The 23,530-nt window shown below is 43.1% G+C and carries 23 protein-coding genes; 17 read left to right on the top strand and 6 right to left on the bottom strand.

Annotated features, from left to right (window positions below):
* The first annotated feature begins 33 nt into the window (after positions 1-33).
* The 5 genes from JR334_06030 to JR334_06010 are packed head-to-tail and all read left to right on the top strand — an operon-like array spanning position 34 to position 4,446.
* Positions 34-1,230, top strand: coding sequence for a CCA tRNA nucleotidyltransferase (locus JR334_06030; protein QRN86758.1), 1,197 nt, complete (start codon positions 34-36; stop codon positions 1,228-1,230).
* Positions 1,231-2,175, top strand: a complete 945-nt coding sequence (locus JR334_06025) for an HD domain-containing protein (protein QRN86757.1) — start codon at positions 1,231-1,233, stop codon at positions 2,173-2,175. It abuts the gene before it with no gap.
* 8 nt (positions 2,176-2,183) lie between these two features.
* Entirely contained in the window at positions 2,184-3,323 is a 1,140-nt protein-coding gene (locus JR334_06020; protein ID QRN86756.1) for a class I SAM-dependent RNA methyltransferase, read from the top strand.
* On the top strand, positions 3,316-3,690 hold the full coding sequence (locus tag JR334_06015) for a VOC family protein (GenBank protein QRN86755.1): 375 nt from the start codon (positions 3,316-3,318) through the stop codon (positions 3,688-3,690). The genes JR334_06020 and JR334_06015 overlap by 8 nt, the downstream gene beginning before the upstream one ends.
* Positions 3,691-3,699: 9 nt before the next feature.
* The gene (locus JR334_06010) at positions 3,700-4,446 is read left to right on the top strand and encodes an SDR family oxidoreductase (GenBank protein ID QRN86754.1); all 747 of its coding nucleotides are present in this window, start codon (positions 3,700-3,702) and stop codon (positions 4,444-4,446) included.
* A gap of 123 nt (positions 4,447-4,569) precedes the next feature.
* On the opposite strand, the gene JR334_06005 is transcribed toward JR334_06010, so the two are convergent.
* Positions 4,570-5,733, bottom strand: coding sequence for an IS110 family transposase (locus JR334_06005; GenBank protein QRN86753.1), 1,164 nt, complete (start codon positions 5,731-5,733; stop codon positions 4,570-4,572).
* Positions 5,734-5,976: 243 nt separating this feature from the next.
* On the opposite strand from JR334_06005, the gene JR334_06000 reads away from it, so the two are divergent.
* Genes JR334_06000 through JR334_05975 form a run of 6 tightly spaced genes read left to right on the top strand, consistent with a single transcriptional unit; the run spans position 5,977 to position 10,638 of the window.
* Complete coding sequence (locus JR334_06000) at positions 5,977-6,528, top strand: HD domain-containing protein (GenBank protein QRN86752.1); 552 nt, start codon at positions 5,977-5,979, stop codon at positions 6,526-6,528.
* Positions 6,529-6,531: 3 nt separating this feature from the next.
* Positions 6,532-6,975, top strand: a complete 444-nt coding sequence (locus tag JR334_05995; protein QRN86751.1) for a PaaI family thioesterase — start codon at positions 6,532-6,534, stop codon at positions 6,973-6,975.
* Between the two features lie 48 nt (positions 6,976-7,023).
* Positions 7,024-8,199, top strand: coding sequence for a homocysteine biosynthesis protein (locus JR334_05990; protein QRN86750.1), 1,176 nt, complete (start codon positions 7,024-7,026; stop codon positions 8,197-8,199).
* Positions 8,192-8,590: a 4Fe-4S binding protein gene (locus JR334_05985; protein QRN86749.1), complete on the top strand. Its 399-nt coding sequence runs from the start codon at positions 8,192-8,194 to the stop codon at positions 8,588-8,590. Before JR334_05990 ends, JR334_05985 begins: the two co-directional genes overlap by 8 nt.
* 26 nt (positions 8,591-8,616) lie before the next feature.
* On the top strand, positions 8,617-9,327 hold the full coding sequence (locus tag JR334_05980) for a UPF0280 family protein (protein ID QRN86748.1): 711 nt from the start codon (positions 8,617-8,619) through the stop codon (positions 9,325-9,327).
* Between the two features lie 15 nt (positions 9,328-9,342).
* Complete coding sequence (locus JR334_05975) at positions 9,343-10,638, top strand: serine dehydratase subunit alpha family protein (protein ID QRN86747.1); 1,296 nt, start codon at positions 9,343-9,345, stop codon at positions 10,636-10,638.
* 89 nt (positions 10,639-10,727) lie between these two features.
* On the opposite strand, the gene JR334_05970 is transcribed toward JR334_05975, so the two are convergent.
* From JR334_05970 to JR334_05960, 3 genes are read right to left on the bottom strand one after another with little or no spacing between them, the layout of a single operon-like run.
* Positions 10,728-10,982 (bottom strand): DUF3343 domain-containing protein, encoded by a 255-nt coding sequence (locus tag JR334_05970; GenBank protein QRN86870.1) that lies wholly within the window; start codon positions 10,980-10,982, stop codon positions 10,728-10,730.
* A gap of 17 nt (positions 10,983-10,999) precedes the next feature.
* Positions 11,000-11,209, bottom strand: coding sequence for a sulfurtransferase TusA family protein (locus JR334_05965; protein ID QRN86746.1), 210 nt, complete (start codon positions 11,207-11,209; stop codon positions 11,000-11,002).
* Between the two features lie 33 nt (positions 11,210-11,242).
* Entirely contained in the window at positions 11,243-12,286 is a 1,044-nt protein-coding gene (locus JR334_05960) for a YedE-related selenium metabolism membrane protein (protein ID QRN86869.1), read from the bottom strand.
* A gap of 248 nt (positions 12,287-12,534) precedes the next feature.
* Here JR334_05960 and JR334_05955 point away from each other — a divergent pair, with 248 nt between their 5' ends.
* From JR334_05955 to JR334_05930, 6 genes are all read left to right on the top strand, one after another.
* Entirely contained in the window at positions 12,535-13,683 is a 1,149-nt protein-coding gene (locus JR334_05955; protein ID QRN86745.1) for an aminotransferase class V-fold PLP-dependent enzyme, read from the top strand.
* On the top strand, positions 13,684-14,511 hold the full coding sequence (locus JR334_05950) for an alpha/beta fold hydrolase (protein ID QRN86744.1): 828 nt from the start codon (positions 13,684-13,686) through the stop codon (positions 14,509-14,511). It begins immediately after the preceding gene.
* Positions 14,512-14,573: 62 nt separating this feature from the next.
* Complete coding sequence (locus tag JR334_05945; protein QRN86743.1) at positions 14,574-15,668, top strand: S-layer homology domain-containing protein; 1,095 nt, start codon at positions 14,574-14,576, stop codon at positions 15,666-15,668.
* Positions 15,665-18,064 (top strand): hypothetical protein, encoded by a 2,400-nt coding sequence (locus JR334_05940; protein ID QRN86742.1) that lies wholly within the window; start codon positions 15,665-15,667, stop codon positions 18,062-18,064. Before JR334_05945 ends, JR334_05940 begins: the two co-directional genes overlap by 4 nt.
* Before the next feature lie 67 nt (positions 18,065-18,131).
* The gene (locus tag JR334_05935) at positions 18,132-19,325 is read left to right on the top strand and encodes a DNA polymerase IV (protein QRN86741.1); all 1,194 of its coding nucleotides are present in this window, start codon (positions 18,132-18,134) and stop codon (positions 19,323-19,325) included.
* Positions 19,326-19,430: 105 nt separating this feature from the next.
* A complete protein-coding gene (locus JR334_05930) occupies positions 19,431-21,311 on the top strand; it encodes a DUF4914 family protein (protein ID QRN86740.1) in 1,881 nt (626 codons plus the stop codon).
* A gap of 83 nt (positions 21,312-21,394) precedes the next feature.
* Here JR334_05930 and JR334_05925 read toward each other — a convergent pair whose 3' ends face one another.
* The gene (locus JR334_05925; protein QRN86739.1) at positions 21,395-22,201 is read right to left on the bottom strand and encodes an MTAP family purine nucleoside phosphorylase; all 807 of its coding nucleotides are present in this window, start codon (positions 22,199-22,201) and stop codon (positions 21,395-21,397) included.
* Positions 22,161-23,492, bottom strand: a complete 1,332-nt coding sequence (locus JR334_05920; GenBank protein ID QRN86738.1) for an HlyC/CorC family transporter — start codon at positions 23,490-23,492, stop codon at positions 22,161-22,163. The genes JR334_05925 and JR334_05920 overlap by 41 nt, the downstream gene beginning before the upstream one ends.
* Between the last annotated feature and the right edge of the window lie 38 nt (positions 23,493-23,530).

The raw sequence follows: 23,530 nt of genomic DNA, 5'->3' as shown, positions 1-23,530 counted from the left end.
TTCTAGTGCTATAATAAAAAAGAGGTATTTGATATGATGATGCCAAAAGAAGTGAATGCATTGGTAGAGGAATTGCATAAATTGGGGGTCAGATCTTATATCGTGGGCGGAGCTCTGAGGGACTTGCTTTTGGGCATGGTACCGCTAGATTACGATATCGCTTTTAAAGGTAATCTTGACTTATTGGAAACGATTGCAAAAAATTACCATACTAGTAGGATTGACCGCATCCACGGGACCTTGTCCATGCACTTTCTGGAAATGAAAGTTGAAATTAGCCTGTTTCGTAAGGAAGAAAGTTACACAGATGCAAGACATCCCCTTGAGATTAGCTTCAATGCTGAATTAGAAGAAGATCTTTTGCGCCGTGATTTTGTGCTCAATAGTATGGCTTACGATTGTAGCACAAAAGAAATCGTAGACCCATTTAAGGCGCGAGAAGATTTGGGGAAAAGACCGATAGATATCAGAACAACTCGACCTGCGGCCATTTCCTTTCAAGAAGATGCTTTGAGAATGATTCGGGCACTCCGTTTATTCGGGCGCGTGTCTTTAGTCAGACAAGCCGAGTTTTCCCAGGAAATAAAACAAGCGCTATGCTCTTTTCGTAGTCAAATATCGCTTCTTCGGAAGGAAGTAGTACATCGGGAACTTCTGAAAATATGGAATGAATCCAATACCGGGGATACCTTTTCTTGTATTGCGGATTTGGATGTTTTTCAACTTATATTTCCAGCTATTTGGGGCCAACAAATATCAACAGATATGTCGTGCTTGAACGGTCATCAGCCATTTACGATGAAACTGGCTCAATTTGCTAGTTGTGTTGGCATTCCACCCATGATTCTCTATGATGGACTAGGCTATAACAAAAAATACTGGAAAAAGGCTGAAAAAATGTATCATGCCACTAGATTGCTTGGTGGTGACGCAATTGAACTAGCCAAGACAGAACTTTCAAATTTGGATGAAAAAGAGCGGAGGCTAGTTTGTCGGTTGTATACACAGTTTTATGCAAAAAAAACACCGCTGTATGTTAGAATATGTGAGAAGCATGAGGCCATCACTGTGTACGATTTGGATATAGATGCGAAAGAACTTATCGCACTCGGTTTGCGAAAGGAACAAATTGGCTCTGGCCTACGTTGGTTGCTTCAACAGGTGTATTTGGATGAATCCTTGAATGAAAGAGATAAACTAATACAATTATTACTTGAGAGGGGAAAATAGATGGAAAATTCACAGATCAGCGATTTAAAGACCAATCAGGAGGTGATTGGTTACTACTTGGTCAAGGAAATGACACTGAAAGAGGGGGCGAACGGCTGCTATTTAGATATTACTTTGTCTGATCCCACAGGTGTCATTAATGCCAAAGTATGGAAATGTGATCCTAAGGATGCCAACAAATATCGCAAGGGAACTCTAGTAAAAGTCATGGCAAGAATTGCCGAGTTTAGGGGTAAGGCTCAAATGAATATTGTGAAAATACGCAAGGCCAATGAAGAAGATGGCGTAAAGGTGGAAGATTTTGTAGCCGCTGCACCGTTTTCGGGTAAGGATATGTATGAGAGCGTTACGGAATTTGCCAGAAAAATAGAAGATCCAGATATTCGTAAAGTATGTTTTAATTTCTTAGAAAGCAACCGCAAGGAGCTTATGTATTATCCAGCAGCAAAGGCGATGCACCATGCGATTCGGAGTGGTTTGCTCTATCATGTATTGCGCATGCTACAAGTAGCTGAAGGCGTGAGTAAAGTATATACAAACTTGGATAGGGATTTGCTTTTTGCGGGGGTCATCCTGCATGATATAGAAAAAGTGGGAGAACTATCGTCGGATGAATTAGGCCTTGCGGAATATACCTTGGAGGGTGAATTGCTGGGGCACCTTGTTATGGGGGTCAAGAACATCGAAAAATACTGCGATGAAGCCAATATTCCTAAGGAAAAATCGCTAGTTTTACAACATATGGTTTTGTCACATCATCAGCGACCGGAATATGGAAGTCCCAAAATGCCCATGATTCCCGAAGCAGAAATGCTCCACTATATCGATATGATGGATGCGAGACTATACAGTTTTGAAGATGCTTTGAAGGATGTTGAACCTGGAGAAATGAGCGAGCGTGTGTTCTCTTTGGATAATAGGCGAGTATACCGATATAAGAAATAGGGGTTTATATGAGATTGATTGCGACCGCGGCTTTCGGGTTAGAAGCCATCGTAAAAAGGGAATTGGAAGAACTGGGGCTTGAGCCCTTATTAGTTGAAAACGGGAAGGTCTACTTTGCTGGTGGCTATCCGGAGATGGTCAAGGCCAATTTTTGGCTTCGTACTTCGGATCGTGTACTCTTGGAGATGGGAACTTTTCCTGCCAGGACGTTTGATGAGTTATTTGAGGGCGTGCGTGCCTTGCCTTGGGAGGACTGGATTCATAAGAATGGTATTTTCCCGGTAGAAGGAAAATCGGTAAAATCTACACTGTTTAGTGTTTCTGACTGCCAGCGCATCACCAAGAAGGCTGTTGCAGCGCGTCTAGGCCAGGCCTATGGTATGGAGTGGCTGGATGAAACGGACTCTCTTTATAAGATTCAGGTATCCTTACTAAAAGATATTGCGACGCTAACCATTGACACGAGCGGAGTCGGATTACATAAACGTGGCTACCGTGACTATAATGCGATTGCACCACTAAAGGAAACGCTAGCTGCAGCGATGGTGAAGCTAAGCTATTGGGATAAAAACCGGCCCTTGGTTGATCCTTTTTGCGGTTCAGGGACAATTCTAATTGAAGCCGCACTGATAGGTATGAACATGGCGCCAGGATTGAATCGGGAATTTGCCTTTGAAAGTTGGTCTAATTTTCCGAAGGATATTTACAGTGATATGCGTGACGAGGCAGTGGATGCAACCGACTGGGATGCTAAACTGAATATAGTGGGTTCGGACCGAGATTTAAATGCCCTAAAGTTAGCTGAACGCCACATTAAAAGGGCAGGTGTAGAAGACCAAATTAGGCTAGTTCATGCGGATTTTCATAAAATGCCTTTCAAAGGGGACTATGGTGTCATCATCTGTAATCCGCCCTACGGCGAACGGATGGGCGAAAAGGATGAAGTTGAAGCGATGTACCGGGATATGGGGGATTTATTTCGAACACTTCCTACTTGGTCCAAATATGTAATTACCTCACATCGAGGATTTGAAAGATTGGCAAGAAAAAATGCCGACAGGAAGCGTAAACTATATAATGGGCGTATTCAGTGTAATTACTATCAATATTATGGGCCTAGACCCCCGAAAGGAGATATAAATGAGTAAATTAACGCAAGGACATGTGGGGATTTTTGTAGATGATTTGTCAGTATCTGCAAAATTTTACCAAGAAGTTTTAGGTGGAAGTTTACAAGAAAAATTGGTTTTAGCAAAAGATCTTATAATCCAACATGTTTTATTTGGAGATTTCGACATTGAATTGGTGAAACAGGCAGGTATGGTTCCAACTTGTGATGGACCGGTTAATCATTTGTGTTTTCATGCGAACGATGCAAAGGCGGAATATGACCGAATTGTGTCTGGCGGATATGAGATTGATGAAGAACTAGAGGACAATGACGATGTGGCCTATTTCTTTTTCAGAGGCCCGAACAAAGAACGCATAGAAATCATGCAGAGAAAAAGAAACTAGGAGGACATAATGGGTAAACTAGAAGGAAAAATTGCCATGATCACAGGGGCTACTTCGGGCATTGGTAAGGCAACAGCCTTGCGTTTTGCCAAAGAAGGCGCCAGCTTAATTTTGACAGGAAGAAACGAAAAAAGTGGTAAAGACTTAGTTGAAACTATTAAGGGAATGGGACATACAGCAGTTTTTTATCGTTGCGATGTTTCTGCTTTGGCGGATATCGACGCACTAACCCAAACAATTGATATAGAGTTTGAGGGGATAGACATTTTACTAAACTGTGCTGGCATCGCAACCGCAGGTACCATAGAGAACTTAAGCTATGAGGATTGGGACTATATTTTTAACGTGAACGTGCGCTCAACCTTTGCTTTTTGTAAGTGGGCAGTACCCGTAATGCGTAAAAGGGGCGGTGGCAATATCATCAATGTGGCCTCAACTGCAGGTACCGTAGGCGCGGATGGATTGCATGCATATAGTTCTTCCAAAGGGGCTGTCGTGTTATTGACGAAGAGTATGGCTGCCGATTATTCTAAGGAAAATATCCGCGCTAACTGTTTGTGTCCAGGTGCAACGATGACACCAATGATGGATGGATTGGGAGAAGAAGGCCTACAGGAATTTGCCAAATTGATTCCTGCAAAGAGGATGGCTGAGGCAGATGAGATTGCTGGTGCGGCCTTATTCTTGGCAAGTGATGATTCTAGCTTTGTATACGGGGCAACATTGATTTCAGATGGTGGGTTTACAGCCATCTGATAAGACTAACTATATGAAGTCAAGCAAAACATTTAATTGTTCAAGAGAACTATAATGGGGATTTTCGCATCATAAAAAGACGTAGCAATTTTGCTACATGTGGCAAACAATTTCAACTAGTTACTACTGCTCGACATAGTTCTGGTTGCTAGACAATAGTTTAAAGATGACCCGGATCAGCTTTTTAGTTGTATGAGACAGAGCGACATAGTGATGTTTGCCTTCAGAACGTTTCTTCTTATAGTACTCTTTGAAGGTCGCATCTCGCATCACAATCAACCTGGCGGCTTGCAGGAGGGCCCAGCGCAAGTAAGGGGATCCTCGCTTGACCATTCTGGTTTGAGTCGCTGTGAACTTGCCAGACTGATGTGTGGATGGATCCAACCCTGCGAAGGCAAGCAGCTTAGCGGGAGATTCAAACCTGGTGATGTCTCCGATTTCCGAGAGGATGACAGCTGCCAACCGATGGGAAATGCCAGGTATGCTGAGCAAGGGAGAATTCAGTTCACCAACAAGCTGTTCAATTATTTGATCCAGCTCTTTAATCTCGTTCTGCAGGTTTTGTATCAAGTGAATGGTTTGCTTAAGTTCATAGGATAAAGATGGTGAACATGTGCCAATAGATGTTCTGGCAGAATCACGAATAGCTACAGCTTCTTCTTTTCCATAACGTCCATGGGAAGCTTTACTAAGGACATGAGTAAGCTTGGTTAGGTGAGCATCGGCAATTTCTCGAGTGTTAGGAAAAGCCAGTAGGAGCTGATAGACAGAAGCCTGATGGATAGACCAGACCAAGGCTGGGAGCTCCGGGAAAACGATATCTAACAATCTAGTGATGGACATTTTGTAAGAAGCTCTGGTTTTGACAAGACGCGATCGGTGTCTAGAAAGTGACTTGAGCTCTCTATGGTGGTAAGATACAGGTGAGTGGGATTTGAAGTCACCTGTTCTGAGCATCATAGTAATGGTTTTTGCATCAACCGAATCTGTTTTGGTCTTTCTAAGCGTTTGAGCTTTTCTGAAAAGACTGGTTTGCAGAGGATTGAGAATAATCACGGGAAGATTGTTTTCTGTCAGGAAGTTGATGAGATTATTGCTGTAATGTCCAGTGGCTTCAAGTCCTATTAGTATTTGCGAGTGACTCACGTCAGGAATGGTTTGCAGTAATAGGTTGAAACCCTGGCGAGAGTTTTTGAAGGTGAATACGTTATGGATGATTTCACCCTCCGAATCAACAATAAAGCAGTCATGTTTATTCTTGGCGACATCGATACCAACATAGATCATAGTGACACATCCTTTACTAAAAAGTTGCTGCGCTCCACAAGCATCTATGTCATGTAACCTTGCCCGAGATAAAACATCTACGTGTTATCTAACTCATTAACAAAAAAACATAGAGATGTGGTTAGAGCCTTTACGAAATAGTCAAAGCTATAGGAGAAAGCACTAATCCACAGCACTATGTAAATTATATCAAAATACTTTTGAACTATAGCTTGCTATAAGTTCATAATACAAGGAGAAAATATGAAAAAACGCGTGGTTGTGGTTCGCTCCATAATGGAAAAATGTATTTGGAGTGCTTATGAAGAAAAGCGCATGAGCCGCAAACAATTCTTGGAAGAATTACATCATCTATATGGTGTTTCCCAGTGGTCGCAGCACCTAGCCTACCGACGTGGCTTAGTGCCAGATATAGCTTGTGTAATTGGTCTGATGCATGACATCGGCCGTATTGAGATGGGCTGGGATGGTGAAAAACATGTTTCCGAAGGGGCCAAGCTAGCGAAAAAAATCCTTGCGGATACGGGCCTATTTAATGATACGGAGTTGAAAATTATTAAGAAGGCCATTAAACGTCATAACCGAAAGGATAAGGTGGAACTAGCTAGCTATGCTGAGCTGATCAAGGACGCAGACCTTATGAGTCGTTACTATGAAGAACCTGGTAAAAACCTAAGTGCATCTAAGCGTTTGCGCTTGAAACAGCTTCAAGAGGAGTTGGCTCCAATAAAAAATCAAGAGTCTCTGCCTTGGTCTTTTAAAAAATTTATTCCTAAAAGAGTGGAAACGAGGTAGAATATGAAAGGGGTATTTACCCAAAAAAGAAAAGAGGCATTCATCAACTATTTTCTGCAGGACCGTTTTGCTGGGGAGAATGGAATGCTTTTAGAAGATATTGACTTTGGATGGGCTAAGGCTAGCATGAAAGTCAATGCCAGCCACCTAAATGCAGCTGGTATGGTGATGGGAGGCGCACTGTTTACCTTGTGTGACTTTGCATTTGCTGCGGCTTCTAATTCCTATGGTTGTATGGCGATAGGGACACAGATGGATTTTCATTTGCTAAGAGCACCTAAAAGTGAAAAACTAGAGGTTCAAGCTGTGGAAATAAAACGTGGTAGGACATTGGGTATTTACGAAATGTGCTTACGTGATGAAGAGGGTCAACTTTGTTCTAAGATGACCGGAACAGTCATGATCTATAAGGATAGGAGCTTATTTCCGGGTTCCATTGAATTCTAGGAGCCGAGTGATATAATGGGAGCAATCGAGAAAAGGAGACAATCGTTTATGAAGAAAACCATACAAGAGATAAATGAAAGAATCTTGAGCGGCAAGGCGGTTGCTGTGACAGCAGAAGAGATTATTGATTTAGTCGATAAAGACGGAATGGAAAAAACATTTGAAAAAGTAGACGTAGTAACCACAGGAACGTTTAGCCCCATGTGTTCCTCTGGTGTATTTTTAAATTTTGGGCACGATGATCCACCTATTAAAATGAATAAGACGCTGTTAAACGGTGTTCCGGCTTATGCGGGGCTTGCGGCAGTAGATGCATTTTTGGGTGCTGGTGAGTTGGCTGAGGACCATCATGGAGATGATTTGTACGGTGGCGCCCATGTCATTGAATCCTTGCTAAAGGGTGAAGAAATTGACTTATATGCTACGGGCTCGGTTACAGATTGCTATCCCGGCCGTGAATGCAATTATAAGATTACCTTGGATTCCATCAACGAGGCCATCATGTTCAATCCTAGGAACTGTTACCAAAACTATGCGGCAGCAGTTAATGGCTCACAAAAGACGATTTACACCTATATGGGCATTTTATATCCCAATTTTAAGAATATGAATTATGCGACGTCCGGTCAATTAAGTCCACTCTTGAATGATCCTACTTACCGCACCATAGGAGTGGGAACCAAGATTTTCTTGGGTGGTGCCCAAGGACATATTGCCTGGAATGGAACTCAATTTAAGACCAATGTTGAACGTTTAGAAAACGGGATACCAGTAGCGCCAGCGGCGACCTTAAGCTTGATTGGTGACTTAAAAGAGATGAGTGCTGAGTTTATTCAGTCGGCAGTCATGGAACGTTACGGGGTATCGATTTATATTGGAATGGGATTGCCGATTCCTCTACTAGATATGGATATACTAAAAAATGTTTGTGTACGTGATGAGGAAATTTTTACGACTATCGTAGATTATAGTGTGCCTAAACGAGATAAGCCTACTTATGGTCGTATCGATTACAAGAGCCTAAAGAGTGGTACAGTGGAATTGAACGGCAAAAAAGTACGGACTGCACCGATGTCTAGTATTCCCAAGGCACGAAAGATTGCGCAAACCTTAAAAGAATGGATCATGGCTGGTGACTTTACTTTGACAGAACCGGTACGCATGTTCCCTGAAAATACAAGTCTAAAGAATCTGGGCGGAAATGGAGGCAGCAACGATGAGTAAGAAATATATCCTTAACTTTCATCAGAAGGCTACTGAAAAGCCAATCACCTATCTTTTGGTTAAGGATTTCGATATTAAGATTAATATTATCTCAGCCAAGATAGAAGCCGGTGAAGAAGGTGTACTGGTTCTTGAGATGAATGGTAAGAGGTTAGATGAAGCCATCGCCTTCATCAAGGCAGAAGGTGTTGCCATTCACCGTATGAGTGAAGAAATCGAGTTGGATCGTAATCTTTGTGTAGATTGCGGTTCATGCACTGCTGTTTGCCCGGTGGGTGCATTAACTATTAATCGTCGCACCTCAGAGGTGGAGTTGAAACCAGATTTATGTGTGGCCTGCGGAATGTGTGTGAAAGCATGTCCGAGAAGAGCCATTACACTAGGAATCTAATGCAAGAGAGGACATACAGAGAATGGATGGGGAAACGTTTTCCCCATCATTTTCTGCTTAAACACCAGGCGAGTGATATTTGGGTAGGTTTGGGAGAGGTGCAAGAACCTGAAAGACTGGAAATCTCACTCAAAAAACTACAAAAAAGTTTGTACACGCTCTTAGATTGCTATATTGAGGTGCGACCAGAGTTTAATATTTCTTTGAACCCCATTGCGGAGGATCCTTCAGCACCGGCTATCGTTCAAACGATGATTCAAGCCGGAAAAATTGCTGGAACGGGACCGATGGCTGCTGTAGCCGGCACCTTTGCCCAATGTATTGCAGAACAGGCGAAATGTATGGGTGTGGCAGAAGTGATTGCCGAGAACGGCGGTGACCTATTCGTAGATTGTGCAGAGGACTTAGTCATAGCAATCTATGCTGGCGATTCACCTTTTTCCAACCGCATTGGACTGACAATACGAGCTACAGAGATGCCGATATCCCTATGTACCTCGTCGGGGACTGTAGGGCATTCTTTTTCGTTTGGCAAAGCAGATGCTGTAGTGGTGAAAGCGAAAGAGGGCGCTTTGGCAGATGCCATGGCCACCGCCATTTGTAATCAAATTGGAGAAAGCCAGCCAATAGAGCCAATTTTAGAGAAGTATCTGAAATATGATGGGATAGATGGAATTTTAGCAGTACGGCGCGATCAATTGGTCGTAGTTGGACAGATGTTGTTGACAAGGATTTAGACAAGGAGAGGACGAATGAATACATATTTCAACCAAGTGCTCACAGAACAAGTAAAGCCTGCAACAGGATGTACTGAACCAGTAGCGATTGCTTTGGCCTGTGCCAAAGCTGCAAGTCTCATTTCTGGTGAAATACAATCACTGCATATCGTAGCCAGCAAGGGACTATACAAGAATGCTAGTGCAGTTGGTATACCTGGAACAGATGAAAAGGGTATTGGCATGGCTGCTTTCATGGGTGTATTGGTGAAAAAACCTGAGTTGGGTATGAGGATTCTTGAAGTCGCTTCTGATGCAGAAAAAGAAGAAGCCAGGGCATATGTTAAGAAGAATATTTTGGAATTAGGGTATACTGAATCCGATTACGATGTTTATGTCAAAGCAACACTTAAGACGTCTGAGGGCGAAGCAACGGCCATCATCGGGGGTAGCCATGACCGTTTTATTCAGGTTTCTGTAAACGGACAAATTTTGCAAGAAGACGGTGATAATAAAGCTGGTTCGCCAAAGCTTGCTGCAGAAGATACTTTAGCAGCCATGAGAAAAGTTACGATTTCCCAAATACTCGATTTTGCGACTTCAACACCCCTAGAAGACATTGCTTGGCTGGAAGAGGCCGTTCAAATGAACAGCAAAATTTCAGAATTAGGGCAAAAGAAAGCGTACGGTTTGGGTATCGGCAGGGGCTTGAAACAATTGGTTGATCAAGGCTTGCTTTGTGATGATCTTTTGACAAAGATCCGCATCCAGGTTTCAGCAGCAGCAGATGCACGGATGGGCGGTGCCAAGTTGCCGGTTATGACTAGCTGTGGCAGTGGTAACCAAGGACTTTTGATTACACTTCCTTTACATGCCTATTGCGAGTACAATTCGAAATCTCGGGAGGATTTACTTCGTGCCTTGGCCATTGCCAATTTGACCAATGCATTGGCAAAATCCTACTTGGGGAAACTATCTCCTCTATGTGGCTGTAGTGTTTCGGCAGGATTGGGTGCGGCGGCAGGATTATCTTGGCTTGCTGGTGGCTCATTAGCTCAGATTGAAGGCGCGATTAAGGGAATGATAGCCAACCTGACTGGAACCTTGTGCGATGGTGCGAAAGGTACTTGTGCTCTTAAACTTGAGACTGCGGCAGTGGAAGCCTTTACGTATGCTATGATGTCCGTAAATGGGGTCTATTTGAACGATGTACAAGGAATAGTAGAAGTATCCACGGAAGCATCGATTGCCAATCTAGAGGCTGTTAGCAGCCAAGGGATGCAACGCATGGACCAAACGGTTTTGGATATGTTGGATCAAAGACAGAATTAAGGATTAAATTGGTGAGACCGAAACAAAAAATTTGTAATACAAGAAGCGCTCCCCGCAGGGAGCGCTTCTTTTGGGTGAATGGTGACGATTTAAAATCGGTCGAGTAAGCCTTTCTTCTTTCCTGCTTGCTCTAGCATATGGATATCCGCTACTTCTAGATTATGACCTTGAATGAAATCCCGCACGGCCTGTTCCATTTCAGATGGAAACATGGCGGCAACACCGCAACTGGAACTAATTTCCCTAGGAACGGGTACCAACTGAACTTCTAAGCCACTTTCTTTGACAGTCTTCTCAAATTTCAGTGAATCTGAGACAGAATGAAAGGTTACGTATCCTTTAATCATCGTTTTGCTCCTTACTATTTGGTGCACGTAATCCGGATATCTTCACCTTCTTGCGTAAGTGAAATCGTAAAACCTGAATTTTTAGCCAAACGGCTTACGTTTTCTTTGGCCACGTTGGTATCAACCAAAACTACAATTTCTTGACCATCGTAGCGATCAAGAGCCTTTTTGGTCATTACGACGGGTTCCGGACAGCTTCTTCCTCTTGCATCTACTTCAATCATTTTATCATACCTCTTTTCATTTTTTAATATCAATTAGGCTGTTTCCCGGCTGTACATGGTAGCGACTATAAACAGAAGAAGGAGACAGACGATGACGCCCACTTGGCCGTTTATGGCAAGACCAGTTCCAGAACCAGCCATTCCTAGGTTATGGCTGATAGCAGCTCCAGTTAAAAGGCCAAAGAAAGTAATGGCACTGTCTGAGTCACCTTCGCCGCCCAGTATAGTCTGACGCAGCGGACATCCACCCAACAAGGTAGCGGAGAATCCAACGACTAGCATACCCAAGAAGTTCCATAGTCCATCGGTATGGGCTGCGGGTTGCTCAAGAAATGAAAGATGAAAGAATCCTGGATTGAACACTAGATTTCCAATAAGGGCGGCCACAAAGATGGCAACGACACCATAAAAAAGTGTAAAATCACGAATTAACATGACATCACGGAAGGCGCCAGCAGTGCATAGACGGGTTCGTTGTGCGGCGGCACCGATTACCAGACCAACTAGTAAGGAAAAAATCATCGGTGCATGTGCTGCGCCAGCACCGATGAAAGCTGGTGCTAGTAGTAAACCAATTAGTAGGAAGATTCCTATGACTGGGAGAATCCCACCATTTACTTTGTGCTGGGAATAACTTCTGCCGAGCGAAAAGCCTTTTTTCAAATACCGGATCCCGATGTAGATACCAGCTAAGAATCCAGCTAGGCCCACTAGAGCGTTTAAGTCTCCGCCGGCCATACGCAGTAACATCCTGAGCGGACAACCCAAGAAGGCCAAGGCCCCAATCATCATGATCATGCCTAATAGGAAGCGGGTGGCCGGTGAGCTACCACCTCGGGGCCTAAATTCCTTAAAGGCCAAAGCAGCCAAAAAGGATCCTAGAATGAATCCAATAATTTCTGGACGCAGGTAACTCAGTTTTTCCACTGAATGCAGTCCTAAGGCCCCTCCAATATCTCGTATAAAGCAAGCGACACAAATCCCCATGTTGCCAGGGTTTCCATACTTCATCAGCAGGGAGGCCATGAGGCCAATGAAACTGCCGGTAACAATTAGTTTTTTCTGAATGTTGGTCATGAATAGTTCCTTTCTTGACATAAATAGTATTGATTATTGCATCTTCATAATAATTGCAAAAAATGCGGTGGTAAAGGGGATTATGGCCCCGATAGAAACTCTCTATCAAGACCTTGGAAACATAAGTATTTCCTATGCTAAAAACTATTTTTGCTTAGATAGTGGAATCGTTAGGGCTCTGTGATATATTAGCAGTAGAAAAGCAATATTTGGACTAGTTAGATGAAACGAGAAAGAAAGGGAAAACTATGAATGTGTATTTAGATTATGCTGCCACTAGCTTCAAAAAGCCTGCTTGCGTATTAGAAGCTATGAATGATTTTCTCGTGAACCATAATGCCAACCCAGGACGGGGCGGCTATGAACGTTCCTTAGAAGCTGGGCGTAGGATGCTTTCTGCAAGACAGACGGTAGCAGATTTTTTCTCTGCTGAGAGGGAAGATCACGTGGTCTTTGCCCAGAACGTGACCATGGCCCTTAATATGGCCATACAGGGTCTGGCGGATTCTGGAGACCATGTCATTATTTCAGGAATGGAGCATAATGCAGTATACCGGCCAGTATATGCTTTGGCCAAGGAAGGTAAGATTAGCTACGATGTGATTCCGGCTTCTGAGGATGGAATCACGGACCCGGAGGATTTTTCAAAGTGCATCAAACACAATACCAAGATGATTGTTGTGTCCCATGCTTCCAATGTATGTGGCAATATATTTCCTCTTGAAGAAGTAGTGCGTTTAGCTAAAGAAAGAAATATTCTCACGATTGTAGACACAGCCCAGACGGCTGGCGTTTTACCCTTAACGGTAAAGAATATTGACGTACTTGCTTTTACTGGTCATAAACATCTATTGGGACCAAACGGAACCGGAGGATTTGTTTTGAGTGAAGAAGCAGCTCACACCATGAAGCCAATCCTTAGGGGAGGAACTGGAAGCCTTTCCCACCTTGCGGATCAGCCTGATTTTATGCCGGATAAATTTGAAAGTGGTACCTTGAATACCGTGGGTATTATGGGATTGAAAGCAGGTATGGAACATCTGCTTCAATTTGGAATTTCCGAAGAACGAAAAAAAGAGATGGCTCTTACCTCGAAACTGCTAGAGGGAATGAAGGAGATTGGAGCCCTTACAATCTATGGCACGATGAATTTAGAACAACGTACGGGTACGGTTGCCTTTAATATGGCGGGTGTAGACAATTCAGAACTATGCTACGTCCTGGATAAAAAATTCGGCATTATGGGAAGACCTGGTCTTCACTGTTCCCCGTTAGGCCACCAAACTTTGGGCACATATCCAGAAGGCGTGATGCGTTTTTCTGTGGGTAATGAGACTACGATGGAAGAAATAGAGTACACGATAGACGCCTTGAAACAGATTGGAGAAAGGCTTTAAATGGAGAAGGGCATCACATCTGCAGATGGCACAAGACTGGCACTTCATTATTGGAAGGCAGAACCGGAGAGGGCCATGCTGCTCATTTTACACGGTTTGGGTGAATACGGAAGAAAATATATTTCATTGGCAAAATGCCTGAATGCGCAAGGAGTCTCTGTTGCTGGTTTAGACTGGAGAGGATTTGGTAAGTCAGAAGGAACTAGAGGCCATGCAAACAGTATGTTGGAGCTTGAACAAGACCTTCAGGCTGGTTTGAAGGCAACCAAGGATTTGGCGAAGGATGACTGTCCCGTCTTTTTAATGGGGCACAGTATGGGTGGAAATATTCTGCTACACGCGGTGCATGCAGGGTTAATTCAAGCGGATGGAATGATTGCATCCAGCCCATATATTCGTAACAGTAACCAAAAAGGAAAACCAGGTAAATATATTCTGTTTTTGCACCAAATCTTTCCCAAGTACCAATTAAAAATGGATATAAGGCGCATCGAAAAAGGGAAGAAACCTGAAATTTCGAATAGTCGAAAAGACCCGTATAACCACAAGCTAGTTAGCCTGAGACTGATGCATATGCTAGAAAAAAGTGCTAGCAAGTTGAATCAAGCGTCCGGAGGAATGGGATTGCCTTTATTGGCCATTCATGACCGAAGGGATCCATTAACGGACTATAGAGGAACGGCGGACTATATTGAACGAAATGGAGGGAGACTCATCAGTTACGATACAGGTGAGCATACCTTGCATAGAGGTGCGACCAAAGAAGATTTCTGTTCACAGATACTACAGTGGATGGAAAGCGCCACAGAAACGATGAAACAACGCTAAAAGACCAATGGATGAAGGATTACACTTCCTGTGTAGAATAGGCATACAGGAGGTGTTTTTTTATGCAAAAAAACAAATGGTTACCGATACCTATCGCCACAGCTATCTTCCTGTTCGTTATACCGATGTTTGCTCCGGCCTATGCTGCAGGAAACTGGTCACAACCGTATGTACAGGAAATGCAGCGAATTGGCTATTTGACTGATGAAACAAGCATTTCAGAATCAGAAGATATTCCACGCGGGTCTTTTTTTAAGATGCTATCTGCTTATAGTAGGGATCTTCGTAATGGTATGGCCCAAGATTTGGCGGAACAAAAAAAACGAAAATATATAGACGATTGGATTTTGAAAGAGAAAAAAAGTGAAGACACCATCAGCAGAATGGAAGCCCTACAGGCCATAGCAAGGGTCAAAGATCCTCTGCTTCCGGAAGCACTAAACGAAAAAATAGGATACAGCGACTGCGAAATGTTATCAGAAGAAAACCAGCTACTAGTAGATTATTTCAGCAAAGAGCATCAAATTCAGGGCTATCCAGATGGAACGTTCAGGCCCCAAAAGATGCTTAATTACGCAGAAGCCTGTTGTCTATTCTTCCAGTCACTGTATGTAGATAAAGATGAAAGAGCAATCAATATGCTTGAAACGATTGATCTTGCCACCTTGGTAGAACCGGAAGCATTTGGGCGCTCCTCCCAGTGGGCTTGGTCCGTTTTTCCCCGGCCAGGGAAAAAAGACACCTTTCTTTTTGATTTGAAATATCCTGTGGATTTGGGTCGGCTACGTGTCCTTAGGGCACCAGTATTGTATACGAGTGAAAGTGGGAGGCGTTGGATTTTATTGGAGATGGAATACGCCAAGCATTGCCCCAAGGGCTTTGATGTGTATCTTATTTCTGGAGGAGGGGAACGGTTTCTTAGAAGAAGCAACTTTGAAGAGTATTTTCTTTTACAAGACGATAGAGTGAAAATTTACTATCCTCTTGTTTCAAAATACGATTCATTTACATTGAATGATGAGGGCCAGTTAGAGTACCATTTCGAAGATTGTGATTGGGCATCTTATGATGGACAGGATATTGACTACCTCCTTTTATTTGACCCGCTATTTGGGCAATGGCTGGTTCTTCCTTGGACTCCTGCTGATGCTTCATGAAGAAGGTATGGAGAGCAGTTTTTTCACTGCTACAAATCCTGATATTGCTTTTTGTACCATTTCCCGTAGATGCAGCAGATGTTCAATTCGTACAAGATTTTCACATTCGAAGCAGTTTTGACTGCTGGCGCAATGAAAAGGGTGAGTGGACATTGGAACTAGGAGGGCAGGGTGCCCAGGTTCTCGGCGTACCCGGCGAATATGTGGACTATATTATTCCTTACCCGTTACCACCAGCGTTTCAAGAAGCGGAGTTAACGATTAAGAATGCTTCTTGGGAGTCGTTAACTCCAGAGGATCCATATTATGCAGAAAGCATTCCGACAGGTGAGGTCCTAGATGTTTTTTTGAGTGAAGATCAAGAACTTTGCGTTCGGGTAAGAGCAAGACTACAGTCTATTGTAGCGCCAGAAGATATTACGCAGAGTTGGCAGGATCCACCTATTTTGGGGCTTAGGTACATCGTTCCACTCGTAGTTGAAGTGCGTGGAGCCTCTGCCTTGCCAACCGCCCATGGTGATATTCTTTTTAGCCCCAATAGTAGTGATGAGGCAGAGGGGGCTGTGCGAGGATGGTATAATAGACCCCTAATGGTCCAGGTATCCTATCAAGGAGAAGAACCCTTTGCGAACTATCAAGAAAACAATTTCGAGTATGTATGGAGTGAAAGAACCTATGTGCGCACGATGTTGAATATGGGTTATTCTCCATGGCAATTAAGTGATGAGCAAACATTCAGCGAGCAGCGGAGGCGAAAAAGTAAGTTTTGGCTAAGTCCGGATAAACTACTTGTAGAAAGTCCAGAACAGACCTTCTTGATGCGGGAAGGTAGAAAAATTCTGTTGGACAAAGAAACAGCGGGGTATAGGTTAACGGGACAGATTCATGACTATGATAGCCTGTTTGCAGGTTACTTGTTATCTCAGGCGGATGTGAGGGGAAGCCTAAATGATACCTATTATATAGTTCCTGATTATGGATTTTATAGGGCACAAGAACAGCCTAAACCACAATTTCCAGAGATTTTTGCAACTTCAGGGATGTATCGACTGGATTTTACGCCACCAGAAATCAAGATAATGCCGCAGAATAAGGAGTGGTATAACCAAAAGTTGGATATTGGGCTAGAAATAGCTCCTGGTCTGTCTGGTCTTTACCAGACACATTGCCAAATAAAGGACTTGAGTTTGTTTGGCGCTGCAAGCCAAGAAGAAATCTGGTTTGGTGATGGTTATCCACAAAAAATCAGCTTGGACCAGGAAGGCGCCTACCAAATCAATATTCATTCTGAAGATGTGGCAGGAAATACTAGGGAAGAAGAGTACGGACTGTATTTATTGGATTTTACGGCACCATACGCAAGCGAATTAAATATATCGGGAATAGAACTAGCACATGCTCCCTGTAATCTATCTTATACAGAAAATATGGAACTTCGTTTTAAAGCAAATGATAACTTAAGTGGATTACGGACGGTTGAATATGCCATCTCCACCGAAAAAGAGGCCACGGTAAGACAGTGGCGTCAATTGAGCTTTTTAGAGCATGATGATTTAATGCGAAAGCATGAACTATATTTTGAAGTCCCACTCGATGAAGTGGATCTAGGTGAATGCTATTTGTTTATTCACTTGGTCGATAAAGCAGGGAATGATACCTACCAAGAGTTCGGCCCTATCAGGATTGAAGGAATTGGGGACTTCAAAGTATTGTACCTATCAGATCCACGTTGGGAGGGACTTTTTTTAGACAAGGAAAAACTGCCTGGTGAAATCCTTTGGCGGGGATTGAAACTAGAGGATTTTTGGAACCTTAATATGGAATATGTAATTCGACAGGATATGTTTCCCTTTTACCAGACGGAAGCGAAGCAAGGCTTTCATCCAGGATACGTACTGATTGCTGAATTCAAGTTTTGCCATTCTGATTTTGATAAGTTGTGTATAGAGGATCGGTTTTATCGCAACACAGAAAGCGATTATGAACCACTAGATTTGATTGTTACAGGTGCTGAGTACCGCGTAGCGACAGATGATACAAAAGACAGGATTCGCTGGATTGACTATTCGAAGGGAAATACTCATACGGTGCTTCTTCGCTATTCTATCCCAGCCAATGCCATGTTTAGTCCCTCGATTCAAGAGGAGCTGACTGTTGATAGAGTGAAGGAAATCCGGGACAGGAAGCCTATTCGAGAGGTGTTGGTGTCATTGGATATTTGGCTTGAAAGTGATGGAAAAAAGCTCAGCCAATGGAAGACCGAATTCAATAATACAGCTGTTTCTTCTTTTTGGTATGGCTGTTGTAAAAAAACAAACAATGTACCTTCTGGGGCTTTGTGCTGGTTGGATTTGAATGGTTCATCATATGGAGATTTAGAAAAACGTTTTCCGTAATATGGCGCCTTCGGGCGCTTTTTTTGCTATAATAGGGAGGTAAGAATCAGATAGGAGATTGCCTCAGATGTTGGTTACAGAACCCCCAAAATCCAAGCAGAAGAAAGTAATATTTTTAGTGGATATGAATGCTTATTTTGCAAGCGTGCATCAGGCTCTTGATGATACTCTGAAAGGGAAACCAGTGATCGTGGGGGGAGATGCAAAAGCTAGAAAAGGCATTGTACTGGCTAAGAGCTATGAATGTTTGGATATTGGTCCGGTAAAGACCGCAATGACCTTGAATGAAGCACTACTACTGGTTCCGGAGGCTATTGTAGTGCGACCAGACCATGCATTGTATCAAAAATATGCTAAGTCTATCCGTAAAATATTGGGAGAATTCACACCGCTAGTTGAACCAAATTCTATAGATGAGGCTTTTTTGGATATGACTGGTACGAAACGATTGTTTGGCTCTCCATATCAAGCGGCACGACTCATACAAGAGAAAATCGATGTGGAACTGGGCCTACCCTGTTCTGTTGGTATAGGGGAAACTCGAATTGCAGCAAAAATGGCTGCAGATTTGAAAAAGCCCCGAGGGATCTCTACTTTATGGCCGCATGAGATAAAGGAAAAGATGTACCCTCTGGCTGTAGGAAAGTTGAATGGTGTAGGTGAAAAGACCGCAAGGCGCTTAAATCAGCTGGCAATCTATACAGTGGGTGACCTTGCTGAAACGAATGCTGAATGGTTGACGGGCTTGTTGGGTAAACAGGCTAAAGAACTAATCGAGAAGGCGATGGGGAAGGGGTCTGATCTTGTTCTCCCAGAACGATATCAACAATGTAAGAGCATCGGTAATTCCCTTACCTTTAGCATGGACCTTACAACAAGGAAGGAATTGGAGAAAGAGCTCTACAAACTTTGTGAAAAAACAGCCTTGCGCTTGCGAAAAAGTAAAGCAGTAACAGGCCGGATCAGCGTCAGTATTAAGAATACGAATTTCGTAATCAACAGTCACTCGCGTACTTTGTTGAACCCAACGGACCTTACGGAAGCAATTTTTCAAACAGCCTTGGAGCTGCTCCGTGAATTGTGGCAAAAAGAGCCAGTGCGTTTGTTGGGTGTTTCGTTAGAAAAGCTAGAGAAAAAGGAACACAGGCAAATCAGTATTTTTAATGACGACAAAGAAGATGAGCTGCAGGGGATATTAGATGAGCTACAGGAACGCTTTGGACAGAATAGTATTAAGCGAGGAAGACAATATCCAGAATGAGGAGTTTTCTTGATTTTATTATGTAAAACAGATAAAATACTAGTCTAGGGTAATTAACCCTTGAAAAGAATAAGTAATGAATTTATATATAGAGGAGGTAAAGAGATGGAAAGCATAATTTCCGGAATGAACTTACCTGAAGAGTTGATGTATATCGCGGAAAAAACCAAAGTTACTTTTGCCAAGGACCGTGATGACTTGTTTAGGTTGTCTATGGGTAGAAAAAAAGCAGATTACTATGAGGTGTATTACAATATACCCAATATGGGTAAGATTGTCGAATGTACAGTGGCTAAATGCAAAAACGGCATTGCGGTGAATTACACAGACCCTTATATGAGAAGAAGAGATCCTGACTGTATGGTCATTGCAGATGATTTGCCAACAGATAAGGAAACGTTTGAAGAACGCTATGGCAAGTCATTTGAACCGATGCGTGATGAAACCATCCAATGGTTGGCAGAACAAAAAGAGGTTCTAATGATGCCTTTCTGGACTGGCGGTCCGGAGATTGGCTATCCTTCTATTGTGGTAGTGCCGGCCAATGCAGCGTTTTTTGCAACTTCGTTAGGTGACCTACAGTATTTTATTCCTAGTGGGGAAATTCCTGAGGGATTTACGCCTGAGGCTGTCATGTATGTCGCACCACCATTTAGACACACTCATTGTGGTTCTAAGCAGTTGGTGGTACATCGCCGCGGTAAAACAATCCATGAAATATTTGCCTATAACCTGTATCCAGGCCCCAGTGCTAAAAAGGGCGCTTACAGTGTTCTCTTGACCAAGGGAGAAAAGGATAACTGGGCTACCTTACATACGTCAGCAGTTAAAGTGACCACACCATACGAGAATATTTTTACAATTATGCACGAGGGTGCAAGTGGTGGCGGAAAATCCGAGATGCTAGAACAAGTTCACCGTCAACCGGATGGTCGGATTAAGCTTGGCGTCAATACAGTGACGCAAGAAGAGTTCTTTTTAGAATTGGCAGAAAACTCAGACCTAGAGCCTGTGGCTGATGATATGGCCATGGCACCTCCCCAATTTCAAAATGGGCGAAAAATGGTCATCACGGATGCGGAAAACGGCTGGTTTTTACGGGTAGACCATATTACCCACTATGGTTCGGAAAGACAATTAGAAGAACTAACCATTCATCCCCAAGGACCGATGGTATTCTATAATATTGATGCCTCTCCCAATTCAACAGCACTAATATGGGAGCACAAGATGGATGCACCTGGAAAACCATGTCCCAATCCTAGGGTTGTGGTGCCAAGAAGATTTTTCCCTACTACACCCAATGAAAAGGTTGAGGTGGACCTTAGAAGTTTTGGTGTGCGTACACCGCCGACGAGTAAAAAATCACCCAATTATGCTGTAATTGGTCTGATGCATGTGCTTTCACCAAGCATTGCTTGGCTATGGAGACTGGTTGCTCCGCGAGGCCATAACAACCCGTCCATTACGACGACTGAAGGCATGAGTAGTGAGGGTGTTGGTTCATATTGGCCGTTTGCTACAGGCAGAATGGTTGATCAAGCGAATATTCTTTTGAGACAGATAGTGGCCACGCCAGAAACCCGTTATGTATTGATTCCAAACCAAAATATTGGAGCCTATAAGGTAGGATTTACTTCTGAATGGGTGGCTCGGGAATATATGGCAAGACGTGGAAGTGCCAAGTTTAAGAGTGATGAGCTGAAGGCCAATAATACGGCTATCTTGGGCTACAATCTTACTAGAATGAAATTGGATGGTAAAAAATTACCCCGCGAGCTTCTAGATGTAAGGTTGCAACCTGAAGTTGGTGAAGAAGCATATAATATTGGAGCGCAAATGTTAGTGGATTTCTTTAGACAGGAATTGGAAAAATTCAATACACCTGATTTAGACCCGCTAGGTAGACAAATTATTGATGCCTTTATGGATAATGCGTCTGTCGAAGACTATAACAAACTGATCCCTTGCGGTTCCATTTGGTAGGTAAAAAAATAGGAGTGCTTTCTGCTGGGATTACAGCAGAAAGCACTCTTTTTTTCGTTGATGCAATATGCAGCTGCTGCTCTTTAGGGCAGGCTAAGTGCACTACAGCAGGAACATTCTGCATGGCACATCTCTTGATCTTTGAAAGTGTGTAAAAAAAGCTTGATGATTTGTTTGCGGGATTCATCCATTTCATCGAAACTAATACTGAAATCTTCTTTGAGAGCAGTACTATACATGGTTACCAATCCCACACTGGCATAGCACATTCCTTTTTCCTTGGCCAGGATAACTTCTGGCACGCTAGTCATACCGACTACATCCCATCCCATTTTACGGTAGAAAAAAGCTTCCGCCCTAGTTTCTTTACGTGGGCCTTCCGTGGCGGCGTAGACTACTTCTTTGGTGAGCGTAAGGTCCTCATTTATAGCTTGAGCTTTTAATTGCTTTCTTAAATGATGACAATAGGGATCATCCATTTCAACATTCCCGATGGCTTCTCCGTCCTGGTGGAAGGTGTAGAAGCGAGATTTGGTAAAGTCTACGAAATCTTCAAGAAGCACCATTTCTCCAGGCTTCAACGCAGGATTAACTGAGGTTACTGAACTGGTGGCGAGCAGGTATTCAACACCGAGTGAGTCCAGTGCTTCAATGTTTCCTCTGTAGTTCGTCTGGTGGGGCGGGTATTTAATTTTTCGACCATGTCTAGTTGCAAAAGCAACCTCAATATCTTGATAATGAATCATTTCAATGATGATGCGGCCATAGGGCGTTTCGATGGAATATTCATCTGTTTTGTATTCCTCGAAGCCATAGGTTCCGCTCCCTCCAATAATACCGAACTTAGTTTTATTTGGTTTTTTTGTCTGTCGATTTAGTTTCTTTTTCATGTATCTCCCTTTCTATGATAACCCATTTTACTTTAATTCCGTCTGACATTTCTTCTACGCGCAGGTGGTAAGGCGGGAGAAAGTAGCTGTCTCCTGTATTGGGCAGTTGGCCTAAAGCAGAAATCATGAATCCAGATAAGGTGTGAAATTCATATTCATTTTCACCTGGAAGTTTTTTCAGGTGTAATAGCTTCTTAAGTTGAGAAATAGGCAGTAGGCCGGATGCCAGCAGTGAGCCATCCGCCTGGTAAAGAAATAGCTCTTCTTCATCTGCTTCCCTCATTTCTCCCACGATATGTTCCAATAAGTCCTTTCTCGTGATAAGTCCGGTGATGTCGCCATACTCATCAACTACCACTGTTTCCCGACAACCCGTTGTTCTGAAAAGTGATAAAATATTCAGAGCCTCCATCGTTTCCGGAGTGAATTGTGGTTTGTAAACTAGCTCATTCAAAAAATTCTCTCGTTTTTTGACGACCGCCTTGAAATAGTCTCTTTCGGACACCATACCCATAAATGCTTCAAAGCCACCCCGTACTACAGGATATTGACTATGGCGTTTGCGCATCAAAATGTTTAGGTTATGTTCAGGTGTGTCTTCAGCATCCAACCAAACGAGTTGGGATTTTGGGGTCATAATATCTACAGCTTGTAGGTCACCCATGTCTAGAATCTGATGTACTAGGTGCTTTTCCATATCTTCAATGGAGCCAGAGCGAACACCTTCATCTACAATGGAGCGGATTTCTTCTTCGGATACCGTGTTTAAATTATTTTCCGTAATTTTGAAGAGCCGTGTAAAAAAGAGTGTCGAGCACTCGAGCAATCGAACTAGTGGCTTTAGTAGCCGGCTAAGCCGGTCCATGATTGGTGCTGCGAATAAGGCAACACGTTCAGGATTGTGCATACCCAGTCGCTTAGGAACCAGTTCACCAATGACGATGGTAAAATAGGTGGTGAGTATGATAACCAATAGAAAGGCCACGGAATAATTGGCGTTTTCCAAAAGATTAAAAGGGGGAATCTGGCTTAGGGATACGGCTAAGGATGATCCACCCAAGGCGCCAGCTAGTAGTCCAATCAAGGTAATCCCAATCTGCACTGTAGATAAAAGAAGGGTAGGCTTTTCGCTCATTTCCAAAGCTGTTTGAGCTCGCTTATTGCCTTCGTTGGCCTTCCTTTTTAGAATAGAAGGCTTACTGGAAATGATAGAGATTTCTGTCATGGAAAAGAACCCATTCAGCAGAATTAAAAAAAATAGCAATATGATTTGTGTAATAATCCGGTTCATATAAGTCCTTCCTTTACGTTCTTCTACCTATTATACCA

The sequence above is a fragment of the Clostridia bacterium genome, assembly GCA_016887505.1.
Lineage (GTDB): Bacteria > Bacillota > TC1 > TC1 > UBA5767 > UBA5767.
This window is presented reverse-complemented; position numbering and strand designations above follow the sequence as displayed.

Coding starts and splice junctions, on each gene's coding strand:
- JR334_06030 (QRN86758.1), top strand. CDS start 34: ATGATGATGCCAAAAGAAGTGAATGCATTGGTAGAGGAATTGCATAAA.
- JR334_06025 (QRN86757.1), top strand. CDS start 1,231: ATGGAAAATTCACAGATCAGCGATTTAAAGACCAATCAGGAGGTGATT.
- JR334_06020 (QRN86756.1), top strand. CDS start 2,184: ATGAGATTGATTGCGACCGCGGCTTTCGGGTTAGAAGCCATCGTAAAA.
- JR334_06015 (QRN86755.1), top strand. CDS start 3,316: ATGAGTAAATTAACGCAAGGACATGTGGGGATTTTTGTAGATGATTTG.
- JR334_06010 (QRN86754.1), top strand. CDS start 3,700: ATGGGTAAACTAGAAGGAAAAATTGCCATGATCACAGGGGCTACTTCG.
- JR334_06005 (QRN86753.1), bottom strand. CDS start 5,733: ATGATCTATGTTGGTATCGATGTCGCCAAGAATAAACATGACTGCTTT.
- JR334_06000 (QRN86752.1), top strand. CDS start 5,977: ATGAAAAAACGCGTGGTTGTGGTTCGCTCCATAATGGAAAAATGTATT.
- JR334_05995 (QRN86751.1), top strand. CDS start 6,532: ATGAAAGGGGTATTTACCCAAAAAAGAAAAGAGGCATTCATCAACTAT.
- JR334_05990 (QRN86750.1), top strand. CDS start 7,024: ATGAAGAAAACCATACAAGAGATAAATGAAAGAATCTTGAGCGGCAAG.
- JR334_05985 (QRN86749.1), top strand. CDS start 8,192: ATGAGTAAGAAATATATCCTTAACTTTCATCAGAAGGCTACTGAAAAG.
- JR334_05980 (QRN86748.1), top strand. CDS start 8,617: ATGGGGAAACGTTTTCCCCATCATTTTCTGCTTAAACACCAGGCGAGT.
- JR334_05975 (QRN86747.1), top strand. CDS start 9,343: ATGAATACATATTTCAACCAAGTGCTCACAGAACAAGTAAAGCCTGCA.
- JR334_05965 (QRN86746.1), bottom strand. CDS start 11,209: ATGATTGAAGTAGATGCAAGAGGAAGAAGCTGTCCGGAACCCGTCGTA.
- JR334_05960 (QRN86869.1), bottom strand. CDS start 12,286: ATGACCAACATTCAGAAAAAACTAATTGTTACCGGCAGTTTCATTGGC.
- JR334_05955 (QRN86745.1), top strand. CDS start 12,535: ATGAATGTGTATTTAGATTATGCTGCCACTAGCTTCAAAAAGCCTGCT.
- JR334_05950 (QRN86744.1), top strand. CDS start 13,684: ATGGAGAAGGGCATCACATCTGCAGATGGCACAAGACTGGCACTTCAT.
- JR334_05945 (QRN86743.1), top strand. CDS start 14,574: ATGCAAAAAAACAAATGGTTACCGATACCTATCGCCACAGCTATCTTC.
- JR334_05940 (QRN86742.1), top strand. CDS start 15,665: ATGAAGAAGGTATGGAGAGCAGTTTTTTCACTGCTACAAATCCTGATA.
- JR334_05935 (QRN86741.1), top strand. CDS start 18,132: ATGTTGGTTACAGAACCCCCAAAATCCAAGCAGAAGAAAGTAATATTT.
- JR334_05930 (QRN86740.1), top strand. CDS start 19,431: ATGGAAAGCATAATTTCCGGAATGAACTTACCTGAAGAGTTGATGTAT.
- JR334_05925 (QRN86739.1), bottom strand. CDS start 22,201: ATGAAAAAGAAACTAAATCGACAGACAAAAAAACCAAATAAAACTAAG.
- JR334_05920 (QRN86738.1), bottom strand. CDS start 23,492: ATGAACCGGATTATTACACAAATCATATTGCTATTTTTTTTAATTCTG.